Raw genomic sequence first — 23895 nt, forward strand, 5'->3', positions numbered from 1 at the left:
TATGGATGTGGAGGTAAAATCAGACAAAAATCAAACATATTTAAAGGACCATGAAGTCAAGGAATTGATCAAAAAGAGCCAAGATGGTGATGGCGACGCAAGGGATATGATTGTGCAGAAGAATATGCGCCTTGTGTGGTCGGTCGTTCAACGATTTCTTAATCGAGGGTATGAACCGGATGATCTCTTTCAAATTGGCTGCATTGGTTTATTAAAATCAGTGGACAAATTTGACCTCTCCTATGATGTGAAGTTTTCCACCTATGCGGTTCCGATGATCATTGGTGAAATTCAGCGATTTATTCGCGATGATGGGACGGTCAAAGTCAGTCGCTCCCTAAAAGAATTGAGTAATAAAATTCGTAAAGCAAAGGATGAACTTTCGAAAAACCTCGGGAGAATTCCGACGATTAATGAGCTGTCTGAGTTTTTAAATATTCCTTCTGAGGATATTATTCTCGCTCAAGATGCGAACCGTTCCCCTTCTTCGATTCATGAGACCGTCTATGAAAATGATGGTGATCCGATCACTTTACTTGATCAGATCGATGATGGAAATGAAGGCAAATGGTTTGACAAAATTGCTCTAAAGGAAGCGATTCGTGAGCTTGATGAACGGGAAAGATTAATTGTCTATTTAAGATACTATAAAGATCAAACCCAATCTGAAGTAGCAGAGCGATTGGGAATCTCTCAAGTGCAAGTTTCGCGCTTAGAAAAGAAAATACTGCAGCAAATGAAAGACCATATGGACGTGTAGTCCGTGTGGTCTTTTTTACGTTTGCCCGAGTTCCCACTTTTTGGTGTTCATGAAGGAAATAGCTGTTACTCATACTATTTATACAAGGAAATCAATGTGTGGGATGTGATTGTAATGGAAGAAACCATTTATATTCGAATGCGACATCGGGTTCAAATTCGACCGCACGATACGGTTTACTTAAGAGATGTGGCGCAGATTATTGCCGAGGAAAAATTGATGAAAAAGCTGCAGGATCTTGCGATTTATCGTGTAAATGAACAAGATTACAACATTATTATAATTGATGTGATCAAGGTGATCGAAAAAATTACAGCGGTTGTTGACAAATGTCAAGTTCAGACAGTTGGTCCTTCCCAAGCGATAGTGGAAGTCATTCGGAAGAAAAAAGGTGTCTCGCTCCCTTTTTTTATTTTAATATGGTGCTTGCTTTTTTTTGGGTCCGCTCTTGCCATTATGTATTTTCATGAAGATGTGGCGATGCAGGCAACACAGCAGCGAATTTATACGATTATTACAGGAAAAATAGTCGATAAACCGTTATTGTTTCAAATTCCATATTCGTTCGGTCTTGGTCTTGGAATGGTTCTTTTTTTTAATCATGTATTCCGCAAGCGTTTGAATGAAGAGCCTAGTCCCCTTGAAGTAGAAATGTTTAATTATCAACAAGATTTAGATCGCTATGTAAGCTTAACCGAAAATAAAGAAAGTATGAAGAGAATTGATGACGATTAAACTTGCGTTTATAATCTTCATCGGACTTGCAGGGGGACTCGCTGTTGGCTCTGGTTTTGTTGCCTTTTTAACAGTGCTTGGGATTATCCCGAGACTTACGCAATTATCAAAAACAATGAAGATGATCATCGGCTACCAATGGGCCGTTGTTTTTGGTGCAGTAGTAGGAGGCTTTGTTAGTTTAAGGGATTGGTCGTTTCATTTTTCTCCTTACACCTTAATTCCCTTAGGTGCAGCAGGAGGCATTTTTGTCGGCATGATGGCTGCAGCGCTTACAGAAGTTTTAAATGTCTTTCCCATTTTGGCAAAACGAATTGGGTTAGAGGAAAAGATCGTTCTTTTAATGATGGCCTTTGTATTTGGTAAAATATTTGGCTCATTGTATCAATGGCTTTACTTTGTTGGAGATTGATTTTGCGAGGCCATTAACAAGTGTCATTATTTATCTTCACATGAAAGGATAGGGTTTATGGGTGAACGAAAGCGCATCATAATCATTACAGACGGGGATGAATATGCCAGAAAAGCAGTTGAACATGTGGCAACAGAAATAGGGGGCCGCTGTATTTCAATGTCACATGGGAATCCAACAGCTTTAACCGGTTCTGAAATGGTTGCTTTGATTAAGAAAGCCCCTTATGAACCAGTTCTTGTGATGTTTGATGATAGCGGCTTAGTTGGTGAAGGCTATGGAGAAAGTGCCCTGAAGTTTGTGGCAAAGCATCCAGATATTGAAGTACTGGGTGTGTTGGCAGTAGCAGCAAAAACACGGCAAGCTGAGTGGACCAAGATTGATGTTAGTGTCGATCGTTATGGAGAGTTGACCCCATATGGAGTCGATAAGTATGGAGAAGCAGAATTGGAAATAGGAAGATTAAATGGTGATACGGTTTATAGCCTAGACGCGCTCGATTTGCCCGTTGTTGTGGGGATAGGCGATATAGGGAAAATGGCAGGAAAAGATTCATATGAAATCGGTGCACCGATTACGAAGAAAGCGATTGAAATAATCTTAGAAAGGAGCGGATTTCATGAAAAGTAAAGGTCCTGAAGATGTGAAACCGATCCCTACTAGTCCTGAAGATGTAGAAAACTATATGAAAGAGCGGATTGGTCTAGGTGAGAGCTTTGACTTAGGCCTTAGAAAAGTGAAGGTTCTCGGGAAAGAGGTTCAGTTTTATTATGTAAATGGTTTATGCGATACAGAATTTATCATTTATATTTTAAAAGAGCTTGTCGATTTAAACGACAGAGAAAGGAAAACGGGAGATGTTTTTAACATTATTGAAAACCGTCTTCTTCATCAGTCGGTAGCTCTTGTGAAATCAATGGATGAATTAGTTGATCAGGTGCTTTCCGGTTTAATTGTAATAGTAGTAGAAGAGGAACAGGAAGCTTTTGTGGTGGATGTTCGAAGCTACCCGGGAAGACAACCGGAAGAACCTGCAACAGAGAAAGTTGTCAGAGGTTCGAGGGACGGATTTGTGGAGAATATTATTATGAATACAGGACTTACTCGCTTAAGAATAAGGGATGAGCGATTAAGATTTGAAATTTTTAAAGTGGGAGAGCGTTCAAAAACAGATATCGCGATTGCCTATGTAAAGGATGTCGCAAATAAAGATCTAATTGACATCATCAGAAAAGAATTGAACGCCATTGATGTCGATGGATTAACCATGGCGGATAAAGCGATTGAAGAATATGTGGTGAAACAAGGGTATAATCCGTATCCTGTTGTACGATATACGGAAAGAGCAGACATTGCTGCAACACATCTGTTAGAAGGTCATGTGCTAATTTACGTTGATACATCACCAAGTGTGATTATTACACCAACAACGTTTTTCCAGCACTTACATCATGCTGAGGAATATAGGCAGTCTCCAACAGTTGGAACCTTTATTAGATGGTGTCGTTTTCTTGGGGTATTTGCTTCATTATTCTTAGTACCTCTTTGGTTAATCTTTGTTTTGGAGCCATCCTTATTACCGAAGCGGCTGGAATTTATTGGTCCCAATGAAGAATCGAATATCCCCATTATTCTGCAAATTTTCTTTTCGGAGCTAGGGTTGATGTTTTTGCGCCTAGCAGCTATTCATACACCAACTCCCTTGGCAACAGCCATGGGATTAATTGCGGCAGTATTGATCGGGCAAATTGCAATCGATGTCGGCATGTTTGTGCCCGAAGTAATTTTATATGTGGCAGTATCAGCGATGGGTACCTTTTCTACTCCAAGTTATGAATTGAGTATGGCAAATAATATCGTAAAACTAATTTTATTAATATTGGTTTCAGCATTTAAAATTCCAGGATTTGTGATTGGGATGACAGCTTTCATCGTCGTCTTGGCTAGCATTCGCTCTTTAAGAAGTCCATATTTGTGGCCGTTTATTCCATTTAGTCCGAAAGCTTTCCTGCAAATCCTTATCCGGAGTTCGACTCCGGGATCGAAAATTAGGCCGAGCATTGTTCAGCCTCGGAATCGCCAGAAACAGGCATCAAACCAGTAAAAACAGTATGGGATAATCCCTAGTATAGAGATTGAAATTGATGTTTCTTCTTTTATATGGTAAAGTAATTTTTATTCATATTGAATCGAGTTCACAATATTAAAAAAAGACAAAATTTCTAGCTCTAGAATGAGGGGATACAAATGTTTTTACATGGAACTTCTAAAGTAAACGATAAAGGTCATTTAGAAATAGGCGGGGTTGATACAGTTGAAATGATCAGTGAGTTTGGTACCCCTGTTTATGTATATGATGTAGCTCTTATAAGAGAAAGAGCTCGTGGATTCAGAAAAACCTTTGAAAAATTAGGCGTTAATTCACAGGTCGCTTATGCAAGTAAAGCTTTTTCTACGATTGCCATGATTCAATTAGCTGAGCAAGAGGGACTCTCTCTTGATGTTGTTTCCGGTGGGGAACTCTATACAGCTCTATGTGCAAAATTTCCGGTTAAGAGAATTCACTTTCATGGAAATAATAAGAGCCGTGAAGAATTATTAATGGCACTCGAGTACGAAATTGGATGTATTGTCGTTGACAATTTTTATGAATTGAATTTGTTGGACGAGCTGTGCAAGGAGAAACAGGCAAAGATGGATATACTTCTTCGTGTTACTCCGGGCATTGAGGCTCATACACATGACTATATTTTAACAGGTCAAGAAGACTCAAAGTTTGGTTTTGATTTACAAAATGGGCAAGCAGACACCGCTGTTAAAAAAGCACTTGATTCAGAAAATCTCAATTTATTGGGAATACACTGTCACATTGGGTCGCAAATTTTCGAAACAACTGGTTTTATTTTAGCAGCACGAAAAATCTTTGCAAAATTGCATGAATGGTCCAACACCTATCGTTTTGCATCTGAAGTATTAAATTTGGGCGGAGGTTTTGGCATTCGTTATACGGAGGAAGATGCTCCCATTCCGGCAGCACAGTATGTGGAAGAAATCATTTTAGAAGTGAAGGAGCAAGCTCAGGCTTTTAATATGAAAGTCCCTGAAATTTGGATAGAACCGGGTCGTTCATTAGTTGGGGATGCAGGGACAACCCTTTATCAAATTGGTTCACGAAAAGAAGTACCTAATGTCCGTAATTATTTGGCCGTAGACGGGGGCATGAGTGATAATATTCGCCCAGCATTATATGAAGCAAAGTACGAGGCGATTTTAGCGAATCGTCCGCTAGATCAAGTAGAAGAAACAGTGTCAATTGCTGGAAAATGCTGTGAATCAGGAGATATGTTAATTTGGGATTTACCTTTGCCAAAGGCTGGGCAAAATGATATTTTAGCTGTATTTTGTACAGGAGCTTATGGTTATTCGATGGCGAATAATTATAATCGAATTCCAAGACCGCCAGTTGTATTTGTCGAAGATGGTCAAGCCCAGTTAGTTGTGAGAAGAGAGACTTTTGATGATATTGTCCATTTAGATGTACCGTTAATGGAACAAATATAAAAATGGTTCAACGTCAATTGTTGGGGTGAAGTAACTCTTACTTCGCCCTTACCCAATATGAACACCCACTTTTTTATACTTATGTGTTAATAAGATTTTAGCTCTAAAACGCTTAAAGCTTCGGAAGCCAAACGCATTCCTTTTCAGTACTTTTGTTAGATTATTGATCCCTTCTAAAAACCCATTCGAATAATCATAAGCAAAGCTATTTAGGATTTCTATTTGCCAATTTTGGAGGGTTCGAATCGCCTTTTTAAACTCTGGAATATTCGCCTTTTCTACACTCCGATAAAACTCCTTTAGGGATTCCTTTGTCTCAGAGATATGACTTACTCCATTTTCTTTCGCCTTTTTAAACCATTGAGAAAACCATTCCTTAAGATGATAAGCCTTCCGTAATTCATTCGAAAAACCTAAGTAACGCTCTAAGTACCATCGATCGTCTTCCGTTAACTTCTCTGAGTTCCTATGAAAGACGTAACGCATTCTTTTACACTTTTTCCGATCGTAATCATGCCAACTCTGCTGTACTCTTCTTCTCACTCCATCTAGTGCCCAATAAATATAGCGAACAAAATGGAACCGATCTGCGATAATAATGGGCTTTCCAAGTGCCTGTTGGACAGCTGCTTTAAAAGAGGGGCTCATGTCCATTACGACATATTCCACATTCCCTCCGTACGTACTTAAATATCGCTTTATCGTTTTCTTATATCGATTGGGTAAGACATCAATCGGTTCTCTTGTGATGGCGTCAGCAATAATGAGTTGGTATTTGCCTTCCTTTGTATCCCCTTTATACTCATCAATGGCGATCGCCTTTGGTAACTCATGCGGTTCTTCTTGAATAGAACGTTCCGCTAATGCATCAAAGCGACGAACAACAGTCGTGGGCGAAGTTCCATAAACTTCGGCTGTTTCCTTGAATGTTTTCCCCTTGATACTGCGAATCTTTATCGCTTGGTTAAACTCAATGGATAGTCGTTGATACCGCTCAATAAAAGGATTCTCTTCCGCAAATCTTTTCCCACATTTACAGGCAAAACGACGTTTTCTGTAAAATATCCATGTGTGACGGTCAAAAAGCTTTAAATGCTTGATTTTTTGAATTCGATAGTCATGTACCTTAGACGTTAATGCCCCACAATTCACGCAGGAATGTTCTTTTACAGGCATCTCCACATAGAAACAATACTTACCCTCTACTATTTCTGTCTTCTTAATGATCACTTCTTCAAATCCAGGTAAAAATATGTTAGAATTCATCATGCACGTATCCCCACTCTATACTTGTTTCTCGTCAATTCAAGTATAAAAGAATGGGGGATATCGTGCTCTTTTTTTGCACAATTAATGGTGTATTAACCCCAACAAATATTATAGAACCATAAAAATAAACTCTTGAAAAGGCTGTAAGCAAACTTGATTTTATCGAGTTTGCTTACAGTCTTTTCCCTTTTAACTTAAATCCGATTTGAAAAATATGATCAGCTATTCATAATGCAGCTTCGTTTGAGCAAGCAATAAAATTTTATCGCGACCGTGGTCTTCAATAAATTTAAATGTGGATGGGCTAAAGAAGAGATGACATAGGGATATAATAACGGACGAGGCTTAATGGTGAAGCATACGAAGAACGATGCAGGGCAATAAATGAGTAAATTGACGTAGAGAGTAAACGGCCTAGAGCCCTATGGAGCTTAGAGCAAAGGCCGTTTAAAGTTTTTGGATGATTTCTACTTGACTGGGAGGCAGATCATTTTAATTTCCACCGCCAAATAAGCTTTTAATGGCATCAATAATGCCTACAAAAAAGCGCTTTAAACTGTCAAGAAAGCCTTGACCTTCCTCACTTTCCAGAAACTTTGAGATTTTGTCCTTTGCTTGATTAAGCTGCTCTCCAACTTGATTCCAGTCAATGTCTAAGTTTTTGAGTTTATTAAAAAGCGCCATTAAGCTGGAAATTTCCTCTTCTGTTAATGTAATCCCAAGCTCATTGGCAGCTTGTTCAATGATGGCGCGTAAATCTGCATCTGTTTCGGGTGCGTTTTTGGCAATTTCTTCTTTTATTTTCGCGATTAGCGCAGCAGCGTTCTCTTGACCAACAGACTCGCCAAGCTCAGCAGTTTCCACCATTTCTTCATTGGCAGCTTGCTTTACTTCTTCGGGGATTGTCGTATCCGCTGAAATTTCATAAGCTTTTATAATTCCCGTTAAAGCAGCAGTTCCGGAAACAGATGTAGGTGCCGTAATGTAAATGTTGGCATCTTTTACCCCAGCAGTAATAAGTGCGTTAATATACATTTCATCTGTAACCCAGTTAATATTTTTGGTTTTTACTTCAAGGCCAGAGCCTTCTTTTCCAACTGTTATTGCCGATGAAGAGATTGCTTTTGTACCAATTAACGATTTAGCAATGTAATTTCCAAGGTATTGATGTTCTTCAGCGTTGGACACATAAATAATTTGTACATCATCAGGGGCTTCCATCTCGGCCAGTAAAAGATTTTTCTGTTGCTCGGTAAGGTTTTCTCCGAGCGTAACAATCATATCTCCTTCCACCATATCGGCAAAGCCCTGGATTGGTAGAAGCAAGAAAGCGCAGAGAAGGGCTATCGTAATTTTTAGTTTCTTTAACATGAAGTTTCCTCCTATTTAAAAAATCCTTTTATTTTTCACAGATCTTCTTCGAACTGATAGACGAATGAAAGTTCAAGAAAGTTTCAATTTCATCGGTAAACGAAGAAGCTTCTACTACTATCAATATGTGCAAATATAAGCTGTTTGATAAGATGTTGTAAGGTAAAGATTAGATTTACTTGATGTAACAAAAAAATGGTTCTATATGGAATAAATCTATTATAGACTACCTATAAATAGATGCAAACTTTTCTTTCATGATAATTGAAGGATTGAAGAAATTCTATAAATCTTGTATGATAGTAACGATTAATGTAATGCTTCGCGATGTTTCTGTTGTCTTTTCCCATAAGAACCAAAATCTCTAAAACATCATACACTACATAAGGAAAAGAACTGAATGTAGATGAAAAATGAAAAGGGAGTTTAGTGAGCAGACCGTTTAAAATGAGGGGAAAATGGAAAAAATAGGTGTAGATGTTTATTCCATTAATGAGGGATCTAAATGTTAATTCGTTATAAAAAAGGTTTTGAAAAAATTGCCATGGGTTTGTTGTCATTCATGCCAAGTGAAAAAGATTTAAAGAAATTACAAAACACCATGAAGCAATATGAAGCTTCAGATAGGTGGCAGCTTTTTCTCTGGAAAGATGAGGATGTCATTGGCCTGATTGGAGTTTCAATTCCTGATGATACGCACGTTGAAATACAACATATATCTGTAAATCCTTCCCATCGCCACCAAGGAATCGGAAAAAGCATGGTTAGAGCGTTAAGGAATCTTTTTCCTGACAAGGAATTAACAGCGAATGAGGAAACGGCTAAATTTATTGATAAATGTGATGTAGACGAGGAAATGAAAGAAGACAGCGAATAATTATTCGCTGCCTTTTTTTTGTCTTAATTTAATTGCTTGTGCCCTTTCAATCATGACTTCGCTTCGATCCCTAAGTAAATGGCGATGAACAATTTCATCGTTTGAAAGATCGCTTTTTTCACACCAGTTAACCCCTTTTTGCTGACAAGACTTTTTACATGCTTCAATAAGTGAAGAATCTTTTATAGGTAATCTCATACTTAAGTATTCTTTCCGTTCCTGAATATGCGTAAGTCGTGCTTTTAACAATATTAATAATTCTTCTTTGGACAATCCAAGTGCATCAAGATTATGCTGTTCGATAATCATGAGCGACTTTTTCAGGGTCCGGGCTGCACCGCTAAAATTTCCTCTGCGATGGTGATAATTCGAAACGGCAAGAAGAATCAACCCAACTAAAACAGAGTTTTTATTGTTTTTATCAACCTTTTTCCAATATTCTTCTAATATTTCATGACATTCAAAATAATCACGATCACCGTGAAAATGAACTAAGAATTCGATATACTCTTGCGGATACATCCGTTTCCTCCTAATCTGTTTTCCATAAGTTTACCGCAGATTGAAATCTTGGTCGACCAAAAACTATGTAATAAATATACCCAGAATGCCTCTGGGTATATTGCAAAATAACCTGTTAAGTGTATAGTTAATTAGAACCAAGCGGCACCAACAATGATGAGCAGAATGAACAACACCACAATTAAGGCAAAGCCTGAACCAAAACCATGTCCTGCAGACATATGAATCCCCTCCTACTTGTTTATCTTTTTAATACAGTAATAGCGTATGTTAGTGTGTATTGATCTGTTTGGGCGATCTTCCTAATGGAATGGTTTTAAAGGATGGAAGTTAGTGGAAACCCCATGCTGTTACTAAAATTTTATTGGATATCCTTCGTGAATCCTCTATACTAATAATAGTGTTTATACATTCGAGTAAATCATATGATGTATTTAAGGGATAGGCAGTGAGGCTATAGAGAAAAGCTTCTGTTACTTTTTAGTCGGTCTTTTACCATTTTTTAACTTGAGTATACAATGCTGTCATAATATAAAAACTAATAAAAAAAAGCTTTGGTGGAAAAATATGGAGCACTATAATGTGAAGATTGATGCGTTTGAAGGTCCACTTGATTTACTCCTTCATTTAATCAATCGACTTGAAATTGATATTTATGATATACCTGTTTCTGAAATTACAGAGCAGTACCTATTTTATATACATACGATGAAAGAACTTCAGCTTGATGTGGCGAGTGAATATTTAGTGATGGCGGCAACTCTTTTGGCGATTAAAAGTAAAATGCTGCTCCCAAAACATGAAGAATCTTTAGAGGATGAGTTTGAATTTGAATATGAAGAAGATCCGCGGGATGAATTAGTTGAACGCTTGATTGAATATCGCAAATATAAAGAAGCTGCCTCAGATTTAAAGAGTCTTGAATTAGAAAGAGGTTTAATGTTCACAAAGCCTCCAAGTGATTTAGCTGATTTTTCTACTGAAGTAAGTCCAGATAGAAGAGACTTGGATGTCTCTCTTTATGATATGCTCGGAGCACTTCAAAAGCTTTTGAGAAGAAAAAAACTGCAAAGGCCGCTGCCAACGAAAATTTCACGACAAGAAATTCCAATTGAGCAAAGAATGGATGAAATTTTGAAAGATTTGCAGATTAATAAAGGAAGAAGGAGTTTTTTTGACCTGTTTCCTAGACGTGAGAAAGATCATATCGTCATAACCTTTCTGGCGATATTAGAATTAATGAAGCGAAGCGAAATCATTGTTGAACAAGAAGGTAATTTCTCAGAAATTTTTGTGATGGGGAAGGAGTAACGTTTTTGGAAGTTGTAAATTGGAAAGGAATCGTTGAAAGCCTTCTTTTCGCAGCTGGAGATGAAGGCTTGTCGATTAAACAGATTTCACAAGTATTAGAAATAGAAGAAGCTTATGCAGGGGAGATTCTTCTGCAGCTCACAGAGGATTATGAAGCTGATCAAAACCGAGGTATAACAGTAGTACAATTTGCAGGTCATTATCAGTTGGCGACAAAAAAAGAGAATTCTTCCTATTTAAAGAAGCTTGTCGAGTCGCCAACAACGAGTACTTTGTCTCAAGCGGCTCTGGAAACATTGGCAATTATAGCCTACAAGCAGCCGATTACAAGGGCGGAGATTGAGGATATAAGAGGAGTGAAGACGGAGAGACCGATTCATACATTGGCGGGAAAAGCTTTAATTAAGGAAGTGGGCCGAGCTGAAGGAACTGGCCGGGCTATTCTTTATGGGACGACGAAAGAATTCCTTGATTATTTTGGATTGAGAAGCATTGAGGAGCTACCGCCACTCCCAGAGAAAGTAGATGAAGAATATATTCAAGAGGAAGCAGATTTGTTTTTTGAAAAATTTCAGGAGACACTGGATACTTGATTTCTGACACAGACTAAAGAGAATATGGTAGAATAAAAGGAGAATTTGCTTTATTTAAAAACTTTAAAATGATGAATTATAAAAAGAAAATAATGAACACGATCATCAAGCGTTAATAATTTTTAAAGAACAGAGGATGGTTACATGTTTATTACGGAATGTAAAGGGTATGAATTAGAAAAAACAAAATCAAATACTTCAGAGGATTTTTTTAATAAAAGTGAAGTAACATTTAAAGATACAGGGATCGAGAGAACGTTCCAAGTTTTGTATTTACGATATTTTGATGAGTTTATTTCGGAATTTACACCATATCAAGAAGAACCCATTTTTGAAGCTGGAAGCAGATCTGTTCAATTCAAAGATATTGTTGCACTAGCTTTTCTTATTAAAAATCCTGAATTTCGTAGTCGTAAGCGGGTCTATATTAATTCAAAGGCTGAATTTTCATCATTATTTAAAGAGTTGGATTTTGAAAAATTAGCAACCATTTTTACAGAGTTGGAAAATGGGAAAGGTTTTGAAATTCGCTCTCCAGTGGAGTTTATTGTCCAACCTCAGTAACATCTATTATCACTAATAAACATTTACTTTATTTTTCTTCCGTGAAGACAACGAAAGCTGTCTAATTTATTCATAGGGGTGTATGAATTGGCAAATACAATGGTCAAATCACAACTTGAGGATGTAAGAGATTTTCTAGTAACGACGGTTAATACGCTCGAGGATTTTTTAAATCAAACTACCTTGAATTCTCTAATGGAGGAAGAGCGGGGAAATGAGGCGTACTATAGAACAATTTTGTCTAATGTTCGTAAACTTTTAGTATATTGTGAAGAAGGTTTGGAAGCTTGTGTAGTTATCCTGCAAACTGATACTTTCCCCAAGGGTGCCGCAGAAAAAACACTTTACCGCATTTATCATCAATGCGTGGAGGAGTTTTTTCAGCCGAAAACTGATGCGTGGTTTGAAGACAGTCGTGCAGCATACACTGGCCGCAATTCGATAAAGTTTCAAGAAAAAGTTCCAGAAACGGTTGTTAACTTATTAAAAGGATTAGAGGGAAGCTTCCAAAGTATACGAGAAGAACTCGAATACTATGAAACGGACTACCGGACGAAAATGATTCAATCTAAATGAATAATCTGATTCTCCAAACAAGCTGTATCAAATGTTGATAAAACATGTTGAGTACGGCTTTTTTTTGTTCAAAAATTGAGCGACTTTTGTTGCAATGGATATCATTCGGGTACTTACATTTAACCCAATCCGTTTAGATCCCCCTCAGCTAAATCAAGTGAGATGTTACCACTAGTTTATCGAGAGAAATGTGCTGGATTGAAAAATTCCATTGATAAACCCTTGTTGGGAACAGTCCGAACGAGCTTAATGGCTTAAAAGAACCGGCTGTTTTGCTTTATCAAGATTTTTAATTTTTTTAGTTGCCGCTTGTTTAAATATTTTTTTATGCTTTAGTGACTGTTTGTTCATATCGGAACCTCCCTTTGTTTTTGGTTTAGGATGAGCTATTTTAATTCACATAAAAAATCGCCTAATCATACGATATGAAAGAATATGGAATAGTTCTGATATGTTTTGATAAAGAAAAGAAATGAGGGTGAACAATGGGGAGATTTGAAGAGTATGTCAAAGAGGTTATGGAATGGAATGAAGAAATGAAAAAATTTATGCAAACTGAGCAAGTTGATCGAGATGATGAAATGTGGACAAAGTTGGATGATTTAGCAGAAGTGATGGAATGTATGCAACAGCCGGGACAGTTAACGAATGAGCAATTGCTAACACTTCAATCAAGGGTCGAGGAGCTCCACGATGATATGGAGGATTATTTTATTAAGCGGCAAGCACTCGGTACAATTTACATGAATGAGCCTTTTGTGGAAGCTGGCAAACATGAATTGCCACCTTTGCCTTATGCGTATGATGCCCTTGAACCAGTTATTTCAGAAGAAATTATGAGGCTTCATCATACAAAACACCATCAAGCCTATGTTGACGGTTTGAATAGGGCTGAGAGGAAATTAAAAGAGGCGAGGAAAAGGGGGGATTTTTCTCTTGTTAAGCATTGGTCAAGGGAGCTAGCTTTTCACGGTTCTGGCCATAACTTACACACGATATTTTGGAATAATATGAGTCCAAATGGTGGAGGAAGACCTTCGGGTAAGTTGCTAAAAGAAATAGAAAGGTATTTTGGGAGTTTTGAAGCCTTCAAGAAGCATTTTACTGAGGCTGCGAAAGCGGTTGAAGGAGTTGGTTGGGCCCTTCTCGTATGGTCACCAAGGGCTAGACATCTCGAAATCCTACAATCAGAGCTGCATATGCTGTTAACTCAGTGGGACACGATTCCTTTATTGGTATTAGATGTTTGGGAGCATGCCTACTATTTACAATATAAAAATGAACGTGCCGACTATGTCAATAACTGGTGGGAGATTGTCAATTGGAATGATGTTGAACAGAGATTTTTAAAGGCAAAGCAATTAATGTGGAAACCATCTTAATAATGGCTCACAACCTTAATGTTAATAGATAAACTAAAAGGCCCTACTACAAGGAGGAGCTTTCCACTTCCGCGCCATAAAAACACAAAAATCTGAAATAAGTGTCATTAAATTTTTTTCTCCTGTAGTTTTTAGTCATATCACATCTTGTCCCGCATAAACTTGTACAAACAAATAGTGCGAGGTCATGCATAATGAACATGAAGTGGAAGCTTATCATCTTTACTTTGATTTTTTTTCTCTTACTAACAAATATTCCTCAGACGGCAGAAGCTTCTGTTTCGGTCAGTGCCAGAAATGCGATCTTGATGGAGCAGGAATCCGGAAGAGTCTTATTTGAAAAAAGTGCTCATGAAAAGCGAAGAATCGCTAGTATTACGAAGATTATGACAGCCATTTTAGCGATTGAATCTGGAAAGCTTGAGGACATGGTAACGATCAGTGAAAGGGCAGAAGGAACCGAAGGCTCTTCTTTGTTTTTGAAAAAAAATGAAAAAGTTAAGTTGGAGGATTTAGTATATGGTTTGATGCTTCGATCAGGCAATGATGCGGCTGTTGCTATCGCTGAGCATGTAGGGGGAAGTCTAGAAGGGTTTGTCTTTTTAATGAACGAAAAGGCAAGGGAGATTGGGATGGCAAATTCGCATTTTGCCAATCCTCATGGGCTTGATGATTCGGATAGCCATTATTCAACTGCTTATGATATGGCGATTTTAACAAGATATGCAATGGAAAATGATACATACAAAAAAATATCTGGAACTGAAGTACATCATGCCCCAAATCCTACCGAAAAATGGGACAGAGTTTGGCGCAATAAAAATCGCTTACTAACTGGTCTTTATAATTACTCAACCGGTGGAAAAACGGGCTATACGAAACTGGCAAAGAGAACTTTAGTAAGCACCGCCATGAAGGACAATATGAATTTAATCGCTGTGACATTGAATGGACCGGATGATTGGAATGATCATATTGGCATGTTTGAGATGGCTTTTAAAAAATATGAAATGGTGAAAGTAATTGAAGCAGGAATAATCGCAGAAATTGATGAGGATTTCTACAAACAAAAAGTTTATTTTGAACATGATTATCGTTATCCGGTCACATCAGAAGAAAAGGGAAAATTTCAAGTCGACATGAAGTTGCAAACACCAAAGCAGGAATGGGAGGAAGCGAGGAATATTCCAACCGTCGTAGGTAAGGCAACCATCACTTTTGACAACAAATTGATCAAAGAGCTTCCCATATATTATGAGATTGATGATAGTGAGCAGCTATCATTATTTGAACGATTCAAAAATTTATTTACTGCCATGATCGGTGTGAACAACAATGGTTAATTTGATTTGGGTTTTTATGACGGTATTCGGTGTGGTCTTCGCTATCTTCAATGGCACTATGAATGAGGTCAATGAAGCGGTGTTTTCAGGGGCAAAAGAAGCGGTGACCTTGTGTATTGGATTAATAAGCATTTTAGTATTTTGGTTAGGAATGATGAGGATTGCTGAAGATGCAGGGATGCTAAAAATATTGGCAAAGCTCTTTCGCCCTCTTGTCAAAAGGCTTTTTCCAGAAATTCCAAATGATCACCCTGCTATGGGCTATATTCTTTCCAATATGATGGCTAATATGTTTGGATTAGGGAATGCTGCCACTCCGCTGGGGATTAAAGCAATGGAGGAAATGCGCAAATTAAATGGTGGATCAAATGAAGCAAGCCGCTCCATGATTACTTTTTTAGCGATTAACACATCGAGTCTTACATTAATTCCGACTACGGTAATTGCAATCCGAATGAATTATAATTCAGCAAATCCAACAGATATTGTAGGGACAACCCTTGTTGCTACCATTTGTTCAACAATAGGGGCAATATTGATTGATCGGTTCTTTTACTATCGAAGAAGTCGTAAAGGATGAATGATAAATGGGTATTGTATCTGTAATTTCCTTATGGTTTATTCCAGTTTTAATCGCATTTATATTAATGTATGGAACTTTCAAACGGGTTCCAACATATGAGAGCTTTGTCGAAGGTGGAAAGGAAGGGGTCAAAATTGCTGTCTCTATTATTCCTTTTCTCGTGGGAATGTTAGTGGCAATCTCTGTGTTTCGCGCATCCGGCGCTTTAGATTTCCTAATGGGCTATATACGTCCAGGACTTGAGGCGTTCGGTATTCCAGCAGATATTGTACCTTTAGCAATCATTCGCCCGATTTCAGGGACGGCTGCTCTTGGTATGACAAGCGATATTATGGCAACACATGGTCCAGACTCATTTATCGGGCGGCTTGCAGCAACCATTCAAGGAAGTACAGATACGACATTTTATGTGTTAACTGTTTACTTTGGAGCAGTGGGGATTAAAAAAATGGGTGATTCCCTTAAAGTAGGGTTATTGGCTGACTTAGTTGGAATTATTGCAGCTATCGTTGTCGTCACACTAGTATTTGGAGGATAAAAGAACAGCGATTTCTAAAAACAGCTTTCCATGAAAATGAGTAGGAAGCAACAAGTGAAGCGCTTTTAGCAAAACATACCCGAATTACGATAATAGAAACTGAATATGCTCCAATCCAAAAAAGCAAGTGAGGAAAAAAAAGTTCATTTTTCCTCACTTGCTTTTTTACTTTATAGTTATTCTAAAAGAAACCCCGTTAATCTTCTGCAATTGATGCCGATTCAAAAGGGCTATTGAAAACTCGGTTCTGCTTATTTGGACACCATTTTTTCGAGAAAATCTCACCCTTATCTCAATAAGGTTTACTTTGAAAATAACGTGACTTATGTCATAATTCAGAAGGAAGATGAAAAGACAACAACAAATTGAGGTGGCGGAAATGGAAAGATTACAGAAGGTAATAGCCCACGCTGGTTTTGCTTCAAGGAGAAAAGCGGAACAGCTCATAATAGATGGACAAGTTAAAGTAAATGGAAAAGTAGTGAAAGAATTAGGGATTAAAGTATCTTCGACAGATAAGGTTGAAGTAAACGGAATCCCGGTGGAAAGAGAGGAGCCAATATACTTCTTGTTTTATAAACCAAGAGGTGTCATCTCAAGTGTTAAAGATGATAAAGGTCGAAAGGTTGTCACAGATTTCTTGCCGGACATAAAACAAAGAGTGTACCCGATTGGACGATTAGATTATGATACGACGGGTCTTCTTTTATTAACGAATGATGGAGAGTTTGCAAACTTACTTATGCATCCTAAAAATGAAATTGAAAAAGTATATGTGGCAAAAATAAAGGGCATTCCTTCACGGGAAAAAGTCAGAGGTCTTGAAAGAGGAGTGCGGCTTGAGGACGGGAAAACAGCTCCAGCTAAGGCAAAGGTTATTAGTATCGATAAGAAAAAACAAACATCGATTATTGAGTTAACCATACATGAAGGAAGAAACCGTCAAGTGAGGAGGATGTTCGAAGCGATTGGGCATCCGGTCATGAAATTGAAACGGGAAAAATATGGCTTTTTAACGTTACAGGGATTAAGTGTAGGAGACATGAGAGAACTGACTCCACATGAGGTGAAACAACTGCGGTCCATATCAACAGCAACGGAAAAGTAGGTTTTCCATAACATATTTTTAAGATAAATGGTGTGAATTATTTCACTTATGACAAGGAAAAATTCATAGAAGTGTCACACATATTGGCAAAGATACCACGGTCAATATGTTGAAAAATGTTATAATTATTTCAACTTGTGTTCATTTAGCTTGTTACTCGGAGGGGAGAATACATATGAAAAAGCAGCGTTTATTCATTCGAACCATGATATTGCTAGTTTTAGGGGCTGCTGTTGTCTATACTCTGTACGCTAATTTTACGAAAGATGATGTTAAGAAAGTAGCTGTAGGTAAAAAAGCACCGGATTTCGTTCTGACTGATATGAATGGGGAACAACATCGCTTATCTGATTATGAAGGAAAAGGAGTTCTCTTAAATTTTTGGGCTACATGGTGTAAGCCTTGTGAAAGAGAAATGCCTTATATGGATAAACAGTACCAGGAAAACAAAGAAGAGGATGTACAAATTTTAGCTGTCAATATCGGTGAATCGGACGTAGTCGTTAATGAATTTATAAAAAAGCATGATTTAACATTTCCAATATTAAATGACAAAAAGCAAGAGGTACAAACCGTTTATGGAATTGGTAATTTGCCCATTACCTTCCTTATTGCTCCGGATGGAAACGTCGTCAATGTCCATGAAGGTGAGATTATTAACGAACAAGTAGTTATAGATATGATCAAAGAGATTAAACCATAGGGTACGAGGAGTTTTTATAATGAAGGAAGTTAAATGTGAGTGTGGCCATGTTAATCCACACGGTACGGTGCTTTGTGAATCATGTGGGTTAACATTAATTGAAGAAAAAGCACAGGGAAAGCTTCACGATATGCGATATGAGGGAAGTGCACGTCGTTCTCAAACTTACAATAAAACCATCGTCGATAAAATTTGGAATTTCTTCTCTTCTGTTAAGGTAGGAGTATGGTTGATTGTTATTACGCTAATTGCATCGGCATTGGGTACGATATTTCCTCAAGAGATGTATATTCCTACTATCATGACAGCGGCTGAATATTATGAAGACCAGTATGGCTGGCTTGGAAAGCTATATTATGACCTTGGCTTTCATAATTTATACAGTTCATGGTGGTATTTAGTTTTAATCGCTTCTATCGGTGTTTCCCTCGTTATTTGCAGCATCGATCGAGTAGTTCCGCTTTATCGGGCATTAAAGAAGCAACGAGTGACTCGACATGAAAGCTTTTTAAAACGTCAGCGCTTGTTTACGACCTCTGCTTCTGAGAACATAGACGCTTCTTTCGAAAAAGCAAAAGAAAATCTAGCGATGAAGCGCTACAAAATACGTGAGGAAGACGGGAATATTTTAGCGGAAAAAGGACGTTTCTCCCGTTGGGGTCCGTATGTCAACCATTGTGGATTAATTATTTTTCTTTTAGGTGGAATACTGCGCTTCGTTCCTGGCATGTACATTGATGATATGCTCTGGATTAGGGAAGGAGAAACGAAGGTAATCCCTGAAACAAACGGGGAGTATTATCTGGAGAATAAGGAATTTACACTTGAAGTGTACGATAAGGAAAAAGACAATGAAGCATTCAGTGATGCAATTGAAAATGCGGGGATGGTTCCGAAAAATTTCCAATCAGATGTCATTCTTTATAAAAAAGCAGACGATTCTCTTCCAGGTGAAGAAGCTAAATTAGAACAGATTAAAGAATACAATATTCGTGTGAATGAGCCTTTGAAATTTGATGGCTATGCTCTTTATCAAACAGAATATAGATTAGGTGAGTTATCGACAATGACCTTTACGATGATAAACAAAAAAAGCAAGGAGGAATTTGGAGAGCTTACCATTGAATTAAATGATCCACAAACGAAGTATGACCTTGGCGATGGTTACTCGGTGGAAGTGATGAGCTATTTCCCAGACTTTGAATTTAACGAAAGTGGAGAACCGACTACGAAATCACGTATTCCGAATAATCCGGCCTTTGTGTTTAAAATGTTCTCACCAGAAAAGCCAGAAGGCGAAATCAGTTTTGTAGCCATCCAACAAAACCTTGAGCCTTTCGGCGATAACGAATACCAACTTCGCTTCTCAGGAATTGAAACAAATGATGTTACTGGTTTAACGGTCCGCAAGGATTTAACACTCTGGCTATTTGCTCTCGGCGGTTTTATCTTTATGATCGGGGTTGCCCAAGGCTCATATTGGAATCATCGAAGAATTTGGTTAAGAAGAAATAACGACGAAATTTGGGTAGCTGCCCATACCAATAAAAATTGGCATGGACTTAAGCGAGAAATTAGTACAATATTAGAGGGTACAGGGATAGATGAACCGTTGGATCAGCTTCAAGAAAAAGAAAACCAAGATTCCGAAATAAAAAATAGGAATCATGAGTAGCGAAATATGCAAAAAAGTAAGGAGGAAGTAGGTTGGCTAATTTAAGTTCAAACCTTCTATTAATAGCATTTATTTTATACTTAGTAGCCATTCCTTTTTTTGGAGGAGCTATTAGGCAAAAAAAAGGATTGGCTGAAGAAAAGAAGTCATTTGATAAGTGGGCCAAAATAGGAATTGTTATTACCATTATTGGCTTCATAGCGCAATTAGGCTTCTTCATCACGAGATGGATTGTAGCAGGACATGCTCCATTAAGCAATCTATTCGAATATACGACGTTCTTTGGAATGTGTTTAGTTGCTTCATTTATTTTAATATACTTTATTTATAAAACATCGATTCTAGGAATGTTTGTTTTACCGATTGCGCTTTTAATCATTGCATATGCAAGCATGTTCCCAAGAGAGATTTCACCTTTAATACCAGCATTGCAGAGTCATTGGCTCCAAATCCACGTTTCAACTGTTGCACTAGGAGAAGCCATACTCGCAGTAAGCTTTGGTGCTGCACTTATTTATTTAGTTAAAGCAATTGATCATACAAAACGTAGCAAAAGTACTTTTTGGCTAGAAGTGATTATGTACTCAATTGTATCAGTCGTTGGATTTATTGCCGTTACGTCTACTTTTGCTATTACAGACTACAAAGCTTCCTACAGCTATATCGATAAAAATGGTTCTGAAAACCAAATAGAATATAGCATGCCGGCAGTAATTGGACCTAACGAATGGAAGGTAATTGAAGATGGAACTTTCGAGCCATGGGTTCAAGTGCCTGGTATTATAAATGCCAAAAAATTAAATACCGTAGTTTGGTCATTGGTGGTAGGACTGGGCTTGTATGTTTTAATTAGACTGATTCTGAGAAAAAGAATTGGAGCTGCCCTCCAGCCGTTAACGAAGAACATTAAACTTGATTTAGTCGATGAAATTAGCTATCGTTCAGTTTTGATTGGCTTCCCGGTGTTTACTTTAGGTGGCTTAGTATTTGCGATGATTTGGGCGCAAATCGCTTGGACCCGTTTCTGGGGCTGGGATCCGAAAGAAGTCTGGGCGTTGATCACATGGCTATTTTACGCGGCTTTCTTACATCTTCGTTTAGCCAAAGGTTGGCATGGTGAAAAATCTGCATGGTTAGCTGTTATTGGTTTTGCGATCATCATGTTTAATTTAATTGCCGTTAACTTAGTCATTGCTGGGCTACACTCCTATGCTGGTTAAGAAATAAGGTTATTAGAAATTTATATATTGCCTTCACTTTTTGTGGAGGCATTTTTCAAAACAAGATGTGAGCGCTTTTAATCAAGGCTGGGCTTGTGTTTTAACATATATACATTAGTGTCTAACTTTTAGTCAATCGTTTATAATGAAGGATAAGTCCGTAACACTTTTTTAGAATTTGTAATGGAAGTATTAAAAATTGATATGTTAGGGGGAGCGATTATGGATAAAGAAGTAAGAATTTTAGTTGTCGATGATGAAGAAAGAATTAGACGTCTTTTAAAAATGTATTTAGAAAGAGAAGATTATTTAATTGATGAAGCTGAAGACGGCAATGAGGCATTAGCAAAAGCGATTGCCAATGATTATGATGTGATTTTGCTCGATTTAATGATGCCGGGAAAAGATGGAATTGAGGTATGCCGAGAGTTAAGAGAAAAGAAAGCTACTCCAGTTATTATGCTCACTGCCAAAGGAGAAGAAGTGAATCGTGTCCAAGGGTTTGAAGTGGGTACAGATGATTATATTGTAAAGCCATTCAGCCCTCGTGAGGTAGTACTCCGCGTGAAAGCTTTGCTAAGGAGGTCATCAAGTACGTCGTATTTACAAACGGAAACAACAACAAAAGATGTCATTGTTTTTCCTAGTCTGACAATTGATAATGATGCTCATCGAGTATTGGCAGAAGGCAAAGAAGTTAGTCTAACACCCAAGGAATATGAACTTCTTTATTTCTTGGCAAAGTCTCCAGATAAAGTATTTGATCGGGAACAGCTCTTAAAGGAAGTATGGCATTATGAATTCTTCGGAGATTTGCGAACGGTTGATACGCATGTTAAACGATTACGTGAAAAGCTGAATAAAGTTTCAGAGGACGCTGCCAGTATGATTGTGACAGTTTGGGGTGTAGGTTATAAGTTTGAGGTTGTCAATGAATGATGTTTTGGCGCAGTGTTGTTGGTAAGCTCTGGTTTACCATTCTTTTTCTTGTTATATTTGTCCTGTTTATTTTAACAGTGATGCTGCTAGAATTCTTTGAAAACTATCATATTAATGAGACGGAGAGCAACCTTCAAAAAACAGCTACACGTATTTCGCATTTTTTGGAAGAACAGGATGAAAGTATCGGACTTCAATTGGCTTGGGAGCTTCTCGATGATAAGACAGAGGCGATGATTATTTTTGATGAACAAGAGTCGTTTTCTTCGCCTACGATGGATGAAAACTTCGGATTACCAGTGACTTACTTTTTAACAGATCCTGAGTTAATGAATGTTTTTACTGAAAGCAAGACAGTTAAAAAAATGGCCAATTACCCAGTGGCAAATTATGATGAGGATTCACGCTTATTAATCATCGGTACACCGATCAACATGATAGGTAAAGATCAGGGTGCGGTTTTTATCATGCAATCTTTAACGGTGATGGAAGAGACATCCAATTCAACAAAAAAATTTATTTTACTTGCTGCTGGAGTGGCTATTATTTTGACAACCATTTTTGCATTTTTCTTAGCAACAAGAATTAATGCTCCTCTGCGAAAAATGAAGGAGGCAGCTTTCGAAATTGCAAGAGGAAAGTTTGACACAAAGGTACCGATTTTAACAAATGATGAAATCGGGGAGTTAGCAACTGCTTTTAATCAAATGGGAAGGCAGTTAAAATTTAATCTTAATGCTCTCAGTCAAGAAAAGGAGCAGCTTTCCAGCATCCTTAGCAGTATGGTCGATGGAGTTATTACATTTAATCGTGACGGTACAATTTTGATTACGAACCCTCCTGCTGAAAGGTTTTTGCAGGATTGGTACTTTGAGCAGGATGGAAAATCAAGAAGTGCGGAAGAAGTTCCTTATGAAGTGATGGAACTTTTCAAGCTTGCGGTTAATACTGAACAAGAACAAGTCGGTGAAATCTCTGTTCAAGGAAGGTTTTGGGTCATTATTGTAAGTCCTTTATATAATAATACTTTCATTCGTGGTGCTGTCGCAGTCGTTCGCGATATGACCGAGGAACGTCAACTCGATAAACTGCGTCAAGATTTTATTGCCAACGTTTCTCATGAATTGCGGACGCCGATTTCGATGATGCAAGGCTACAGTGAAGCGATTGTTGATGGAATTGCGGAATCTGAAGAGGAAAAGATGGAAATGGCAAGAGTAATTTATGATGAATCATTAAGAATGGGCCGTCTTGTAAATGAATTACTGGATCTTGCTCGAATGGAGGCAGGACACATACAGCTTGATATTAGTTTAATAGAAGTGAAACCCTATATGGAACGAATTATTCGAAAGTTCCATGGGTTGGCGAAGGAAAAGGGAATTCATTTAAAAGGCGATTTCCATAATTTAGAGACCACTTATTATTTTGATGGAGATCGAATTGAACAGGTTTTGACTAATTTAATTGATAATGCGATCAGACATACAGAAGATAATGGCATCATTGTTGTTTCGGGAAAAATGGAAGAGAAGGGGCTTCATATTGAAGTATTTAATTCTGGCAAAGGCATTCTCGAAGAGGACCTTCCCTTTGTTTTTGAGCGCTTTTATAAAGGGGACAAAGCAAGGACAAGAGGCCGTTCTGGAACAGGGTTAGGACTTGCTATCGCCAAAAATATTGTTGAGAGTCATAAAGGACATATTTCCGTTCATAGTAAAGATGGACATGGAACGACATTTTCCTTTTTCATCCCTCGAAATTTATAAGAACAACAAGAAAACTGCCGACTCATCTTGATACACAAGGAACATCGAAAAGCGGAAGCGGCTTGCTCATCTCCGTACAAACTG

Annotated in this window: 25 protein-coding genes; 21 read left to right on the top strand and 4 right to left on the bottom strand. The window is 37.9% G+C overall.

The window, feature by feature from the left end; translation table 11 throughout:
- Window position 1 precedes the first annotated feature (1 nt).
- The 6 genes from sigF (at window position 2) to lysA (ending at window position 5468) form a co-directional block, all read left to right on the top strand.
- Window positions 2–760 carry an RNA polymerase sporulation sigma factor SigF gene (sigF, locus tag NST02_RS10385; protein ID WP_095306627.1) on the top strand — a complete coding sequence of 253 codons (759 nt, stop codon included), beginning with the start codon at window positions 2–4 and terminating at the stop codon, window positions 758–760.
- A gap of 114 nt (window positions 761–874) precedes the next feature.
- On the top strand, window positions 875–1495 hold the full coding sequence (locus NST02_RS10390) for a stage V sporulation protein AA (protein ID WP_095306626.1): 621 nt from the start codon (window positions 875–877) through the stop codon (window positions 1493–1495).
- Complete coding sequence (locus NST02_RS10395) at window positions 1485–1907, top strand: stage V sporulation protein AB (protein ID WP_095306625.1); 423 nt, start codon at window positions 1485–1487, stop codon at window positions 1905–1907. Before NST02_RS10390 ends, NST02_RS10395 begins: the two co-directional genes overlap by 11 nt.
- A gap of 57 nt (window positions 1908–1964) precedes the next feature.
- The gene (locus tag NST02_RS10400) at window positions 1965–2537 is read left to right on the top strand and encodes a stage V sporulation protein AE (RefSeq protein ID WP_095306624.1); all 573 of its coding nucleotides are present in this window, start codon (window positions 1965–1967) and stop codon (window positions 2535–2537) included.
- Window positions 2527–4011: a spore germination protein gene (locus NST02_RS10405; RefSeq protein ID WP_095306623.1), complete on the top strand. Its 1485-nt coding sequence runs from the start codon at window positions 2527–2529 to the stop codon at window positions 4009–4011. The genes NST02_RS10400 and NST02_RS10405 overlap by 11 nt, the downstream gene beginning before the upstream one ends.
- A 143-nt stretch (window positions 4012–4154) precedes the next feature.
- Window positions 4155–5468 (top strand): diaminopimelate decarboxylase, encoded by a 1314-nt coding sequence (gene lysA / locus NST02_RS10410; RefSeq protein WP_340948935.1) that lies wholly within the window; start codon window positions 4155–4157, stop codon window positions 5466–5468.
- 48 nt (window positions 5469–5516) lie between these two features.
- Here lysA and NST02_RS10415 read toward each other — a convergent pair whose 3' ends face one another.
- Entirely contained in the window at window positions 5517–6734 is a 1218-nt protein-coding gene (locus NST02_RS10415) for an ISL3 family transposase (protein ID WP_340949982.1), read from the bottom strand.
- A 495-nt stretch (window positions 6735–7229) separates the two neighbouring features.
- A complete protein-coding gene (locus NST02_RS10420; protein ID WP_095306621.1) occupies window positions 7230–8108 on the bottom strand; it encodes a DUF1002 domain-containing protein in 879 nt (292 codons plus the stop codon).
- Between the two features lie 505 nt (window positions 8109–8613).
- On the opposite strand from NST02_RS10420, the gene NST02_RS10425 reads away from it, so the two are divergent.
- A complete protein-coding gene (locus NST02_RS10425) occupies window positions 8614–8985 on the top strand; it encodes a GNAT family N-acetyltransferase (RefSeq protein WP_095306620.1) in 372 nt (123 codons plus the stop codon).
- Here the strand turns inward: NST02_RS10425 and NST02_RS10430 are convergent, their stop codons facing one another.
- Both NST02_RS10430 and NST02_RS10435 read right to left on the bottom strand, forming a co-directional pair.
- A complete protein-coding gene (locus NST02_RS10430; RefSeq protein WP_095306619.1) occupies window positions 8986–9507 on the bottom strand; it encodes a DUF309 domain-containing protein in 522 nt (173 codons plus the stop codon).
- 131 nt (window positions 9508–9638) lie between these two features.
- Window positions 9639–9728, bottom strand: a complete 90-nt coding sequence (locus tag NST02_RS10435) for a YjcZ family sporulation protein (RefSeq protein ID WP_095306618.1) — start codon at window positions 9726–9728, stop codon at window positions 9639–9641.
- 346 nt (window positions 9729–10074) lie between these two features.
- Here NST02_RS10435 and NST02_RS10440 point away from each other — a divergent pair, with 346 nt between their 5' ends.
- The 14 genes from NST02_RS10440 (at window position 10075) to NST02_RS10505 (ending at window position 23811) form a co-directional block, all read left to right on the top strand.
- On the top strand, window positions 10075–10818 hold the full coding sequence (locus NST02_RS10440) for a segregation/condensation protein A (protein WP_095306617.1): 744 nt from the start codon (window positions 10075–10077) through the stop codon (window positions 10816–10818).
- Window positions 10819–10823: 5 nt separating this feature from the next.
- Complete coding sequence (gene scpB / locus NST02_RS10445; RefSeq protein ID WP_095306616.1) at window positions 10824–11411, top strand: SMC-Scp complex subunit ScpB; 588 nt, start codon at window positions 10824–10826, stop codon at window positions 11409–11411.
- A gap of 144 nt (window positions 11412–11555) precedes the next feature.
- Window positions 11556–11975 (top strand): hypothetical protein, encoded by a 420-nt coding sequence (locus tag NST02_RS10450; RefSeq protein ID WP_095306615.1) that lies wholly within the window; start codon window positions 11556–11558, stop codon window positions 11973–11975.
- An 87-nt stretch (window positions 11976–12062) separates the two neighbouring features.
- The gene (locus NST02_RS10455) at window positions 12063–12551 is read left to right on the top strand and encodes a YpuI family protein (protein WP_095306614.1); all 489 of its coding nucleotides are present in this window, start codon (window positions 12063–12065) and stop codon (window positions 12549–12551) included.
- Between the two features lie 485 nt (window positions 12552–13036).
- A complete protein-coding gene (locus NST02_RS10460) occupies window positions 13037–13933 on the top strand; it encodes a superoxide dismutase (protein WP_095306613.1) in 897 nt (298 codons plus the stop codon).
- 200 nt (window positions 13934–14133) lie between these two features.
- Window positions 14134–15276 carry a D-alanyl-D-alanine carboxypeptidase family protein gene (locus NST02_RS10465; RefSeq protein ID WP_445678166.1) on the top strand — a complete coding sequence of 381 codons (1143 nt, stop codon included), beginning with the start codon at window positions 14134–14136 and terminating at the stop codon, window positions 15274–15276.
- On the top strand, window positions 15269–15856 hold the full coding sequence (locus NST02_RS10470; protein WP_095306611.1) for a nucleoside recognition domain-containing protein: 588 nt from the start codon (window positions 15269–15271) through the stop codon (window positions 15854–15856). The genes NST02_RS10465 and NST02_RS10470 overlap by 8 nt, the downstream gene beginning before the upstream one ends.
- 7 nt (window positions 15857–15863) lie before the next feature.
- Window positions 15864–16397, top strand: a complete 534-nt coding sequence (locus NST02_RS10475) for a spore maturation protein (RefSeq protein WP_095306610.1) — start codon at window positions 15864–15866, stop codon at window positions 16395–16397.
- A 379-nt stretch (window positions 16398–16776) separates the two neighbouring features.
- Window positions 16777–17505 (top strand): 23S rRNA pseudouridine(2605) synthase RluB, encoded by a 729-nt coding sequence (gene rluB / locus NST02_RS10480; RefSeq protein WP_095306718.1) that lies wholly within the window; start codon window positions 16777–16779, stop codon window positions 17503–17505.
- Between the two features lie 175 nt (window positions 17506–17680).
- A complete protein-coding gene (resA, locus tag NST02_RS10485) occupies window positions 17681–18208 on the top strand; it encodes a thiol-disulfide oxidoreductase ResA (RefSeq protein ID WP_212933227.1) in 528 nt (175 codons plus the stop codon).
- 19 nt (window positions 18209–18227) lie between these two features.
- Window positions 18228–19883 carry a cytochrome c biogenesis protein ResB gene (resB, locus tag NST02_RS10490; protein ID WP_137743216.1) on the top strand — a complete coding sequence of 552 codons (1656 nt, stop codon included), beginning with the start codon at window positions 18228–18230 and terminating at the stop codon, window positions 19881–19883.
- A gap of 32 nt (window positions 19884–19915) precedes the next feature.
- Complete coding sequence (gene ccsB, locus NST02_RS10495; protein WP_137743217.1) at window positions 19916–21103, top strand: c-type cytochrome biogenesis protein CcsB; 1188 nt, start codon at window positions 19916–19918, stop codon at window positions 21101–21103.
- A gap of 222 nt (window positions 21104–21325) precedes the next feature.
- The gene (locus tag NST02_RS10500; protein WP_095306606.1) at window positions 21326–22042 is read left to right on the top strand and encodes a response regulator transcription factor; all 717 of its coding nucleotides are present in this window, start codon (window positions 21326–21328) and stop codon (window positions 22040–22042) included.
- Window positions 22039–23811 carry an ATP-binding protein gene (locus NST02_RS10505; protein WP_095306605.1) on the top strand — a complete coding sequence of 591 codons (1773 nt, stop codon included), beginning with the start codon at window positions 22039–22041 and terminating at the stop codon, window positions 23809–23811. Before NST02_RS10500 ends, NST02_RS10505 begins: the two co-directional genes overlap by 4 nt.
- Window positions 23812–23895 lie beyond the last annotated feature (84 nt).

This window comes from Robertmurraya sp. FSL W8-0741 (assembly GCF_038004005.1).
In the GTDB taxonomy this organism is placed as follows: domain Bacteria; phylum Bacillota; class Bacilli; order Bacillales; family Cytobacillaceae; genus Robertmurraya; species Robertmurraya siralis.

Bases quoted from the DNA above. Each gene is read 5' to 3' on its own strand.
- resB (WP_137743216.1), top strand. From the start codon at position 18,228: ATGAAGGAAGTTAAATGTGAGTGTGGCCATGTTAATCCACACGGTACG.
- NST02_RS10405 (WP_095306623.1), top strand. From the start codon at position 2,527: ATGAAAAGTAAAGGTCCTGAAGATGTGAAACCGATCCCTACTAGTCCT.
- NST02_RS10425 (WP_095306620.1), top strand. From the start codon at position 8,614: ATGTTAATTCGTTATAAAAAAGGTTTTGAAAAAATTGCCATGGGTTTG.
- NST02_RS10395 (WP_095306625.1), top strand. From the start codon at position 1,485: ATGACGATTAAACTTGCGTTTATAATCTTCATCGGACTTGCAGGGGGA.
- NST02_RS10430 (WP_095306619.1), bottom strand. From the start codon at position 9,507: ATGTATCCGCAAGAGTATATCGAATTCTTAGTTCATTTTCACGGTGAT.
- NST02_RS10415 (WP_340949982.1), bottom strand. From the start codon at position 6,734: ATGAATTCTAACATATTTTTACCTGGATTTGAAGAAGTGATCATTAAG.
- NST02_RS10450 (WP_095306615.1), top strand. From the start codon at position 11,556: ATGTTTATTACGGAATGTAAAGGGTATGAATTAGAAAAAACAAAATCA.
- NST02_RS10440 (WP_095306617.1), top strand. From the start codon at position 10,075: ATGGAGCACTATAATGTGAAGATTGATGCGTTTGAAGGTCCACTTGAT.
- NST02_RS10420 (WP_095306621.1), bottom strand. From the start codon at position 8,108: ATGTTAAAGAAACTAAAAATTACGATAGCCCTTCTCTGCGCTTTCTTG.
- NST02_RS10390 (WP_095306626.1), top strand. From the start codon at position 875: ATGGAAGAAACCATTTATATTCGAATGCGACATCGGGTTCAAATTCGA.
- resA (WP_212933227.1), top strand. From the start codon at position 17,681: ATGAAAAAGCAGCGTTTATTCATTCGAACCATGATATTGCTAGTTTTA.
- rluB (WP_095306718.1), top strand. From the start codon at position 16,777: ATGGAAAGATTACAGAAGGTAATAGCCCACGCTGGTTTTGCTTCAAGG.
- lysA (WP_340948935.1), top strand. From the start codon at position 4,155: ATGTTTTTACATGGAACTTCTAAAGTAAACGATAAAGGTCATTTAGAA.
- NST02_RS10470 (WP_095306611.1), top strand. From the start codon at position 15,269: ATGGTTAATTTGATTTGGGTTTTTATGACGGTATTCGGTGTGGTCTTC.
- NST02_RS10460 (WP_095306613.1), top strand. From the start codon at position 13,037: ATGGGGAGATTTGAAGAGTATGTCAAAGAGGTTATGGAATGGAATGAA.
- NST02_RS10505 (WP_095306605.1), top strand. From the start codon at position 22,039: ATGATGTTTTGGCGCAGTGTTGTTGGTAAGCTCTGGTTTACCATTCTT.
- sigF (WP_095306627.1), top strand. From the start codon at position 2: ATGGATGTGGAGGTAAAATCAGACAAAAATCAAACATATTTAAAGGAC.
- NST02_RS10465 (WP_445678166.1), top strand. From the start codon at position 14,134: ATGAAGTGGAAGCTTATCATCTTTACTTTGATTTTTTTTCTCTTACTA.
- NST02_RS10475 (WP_095306610.1), top strand. From the start codon at position 15,864: ATGGGTATTGTATCTGTAATTTCCTTATGGTTTATTCCAGTTTTAATC.
- NST02_RS10500 (WP_095306606.1), top strand. From the start codon at position 21,326: ATGGATAAAGAAGTAAGAATTTTAGTTGTCGATGATGAAGAAAGAATT.
- NST02_RS10435 (WP_095306618.1), bottom strand. From the start codon at position 9,728: ATGTCTGCAGGACATGGTTTTGGTTCAGGCTTTGCCTTAATTGTGGTG.
- NST02_RS10400 (WP_095306624.1), top strand. From the start codon at position 1,965: ATGGGTGAACGAAAGCGCATCATAATCATTACAGACGGGGATGAATAT.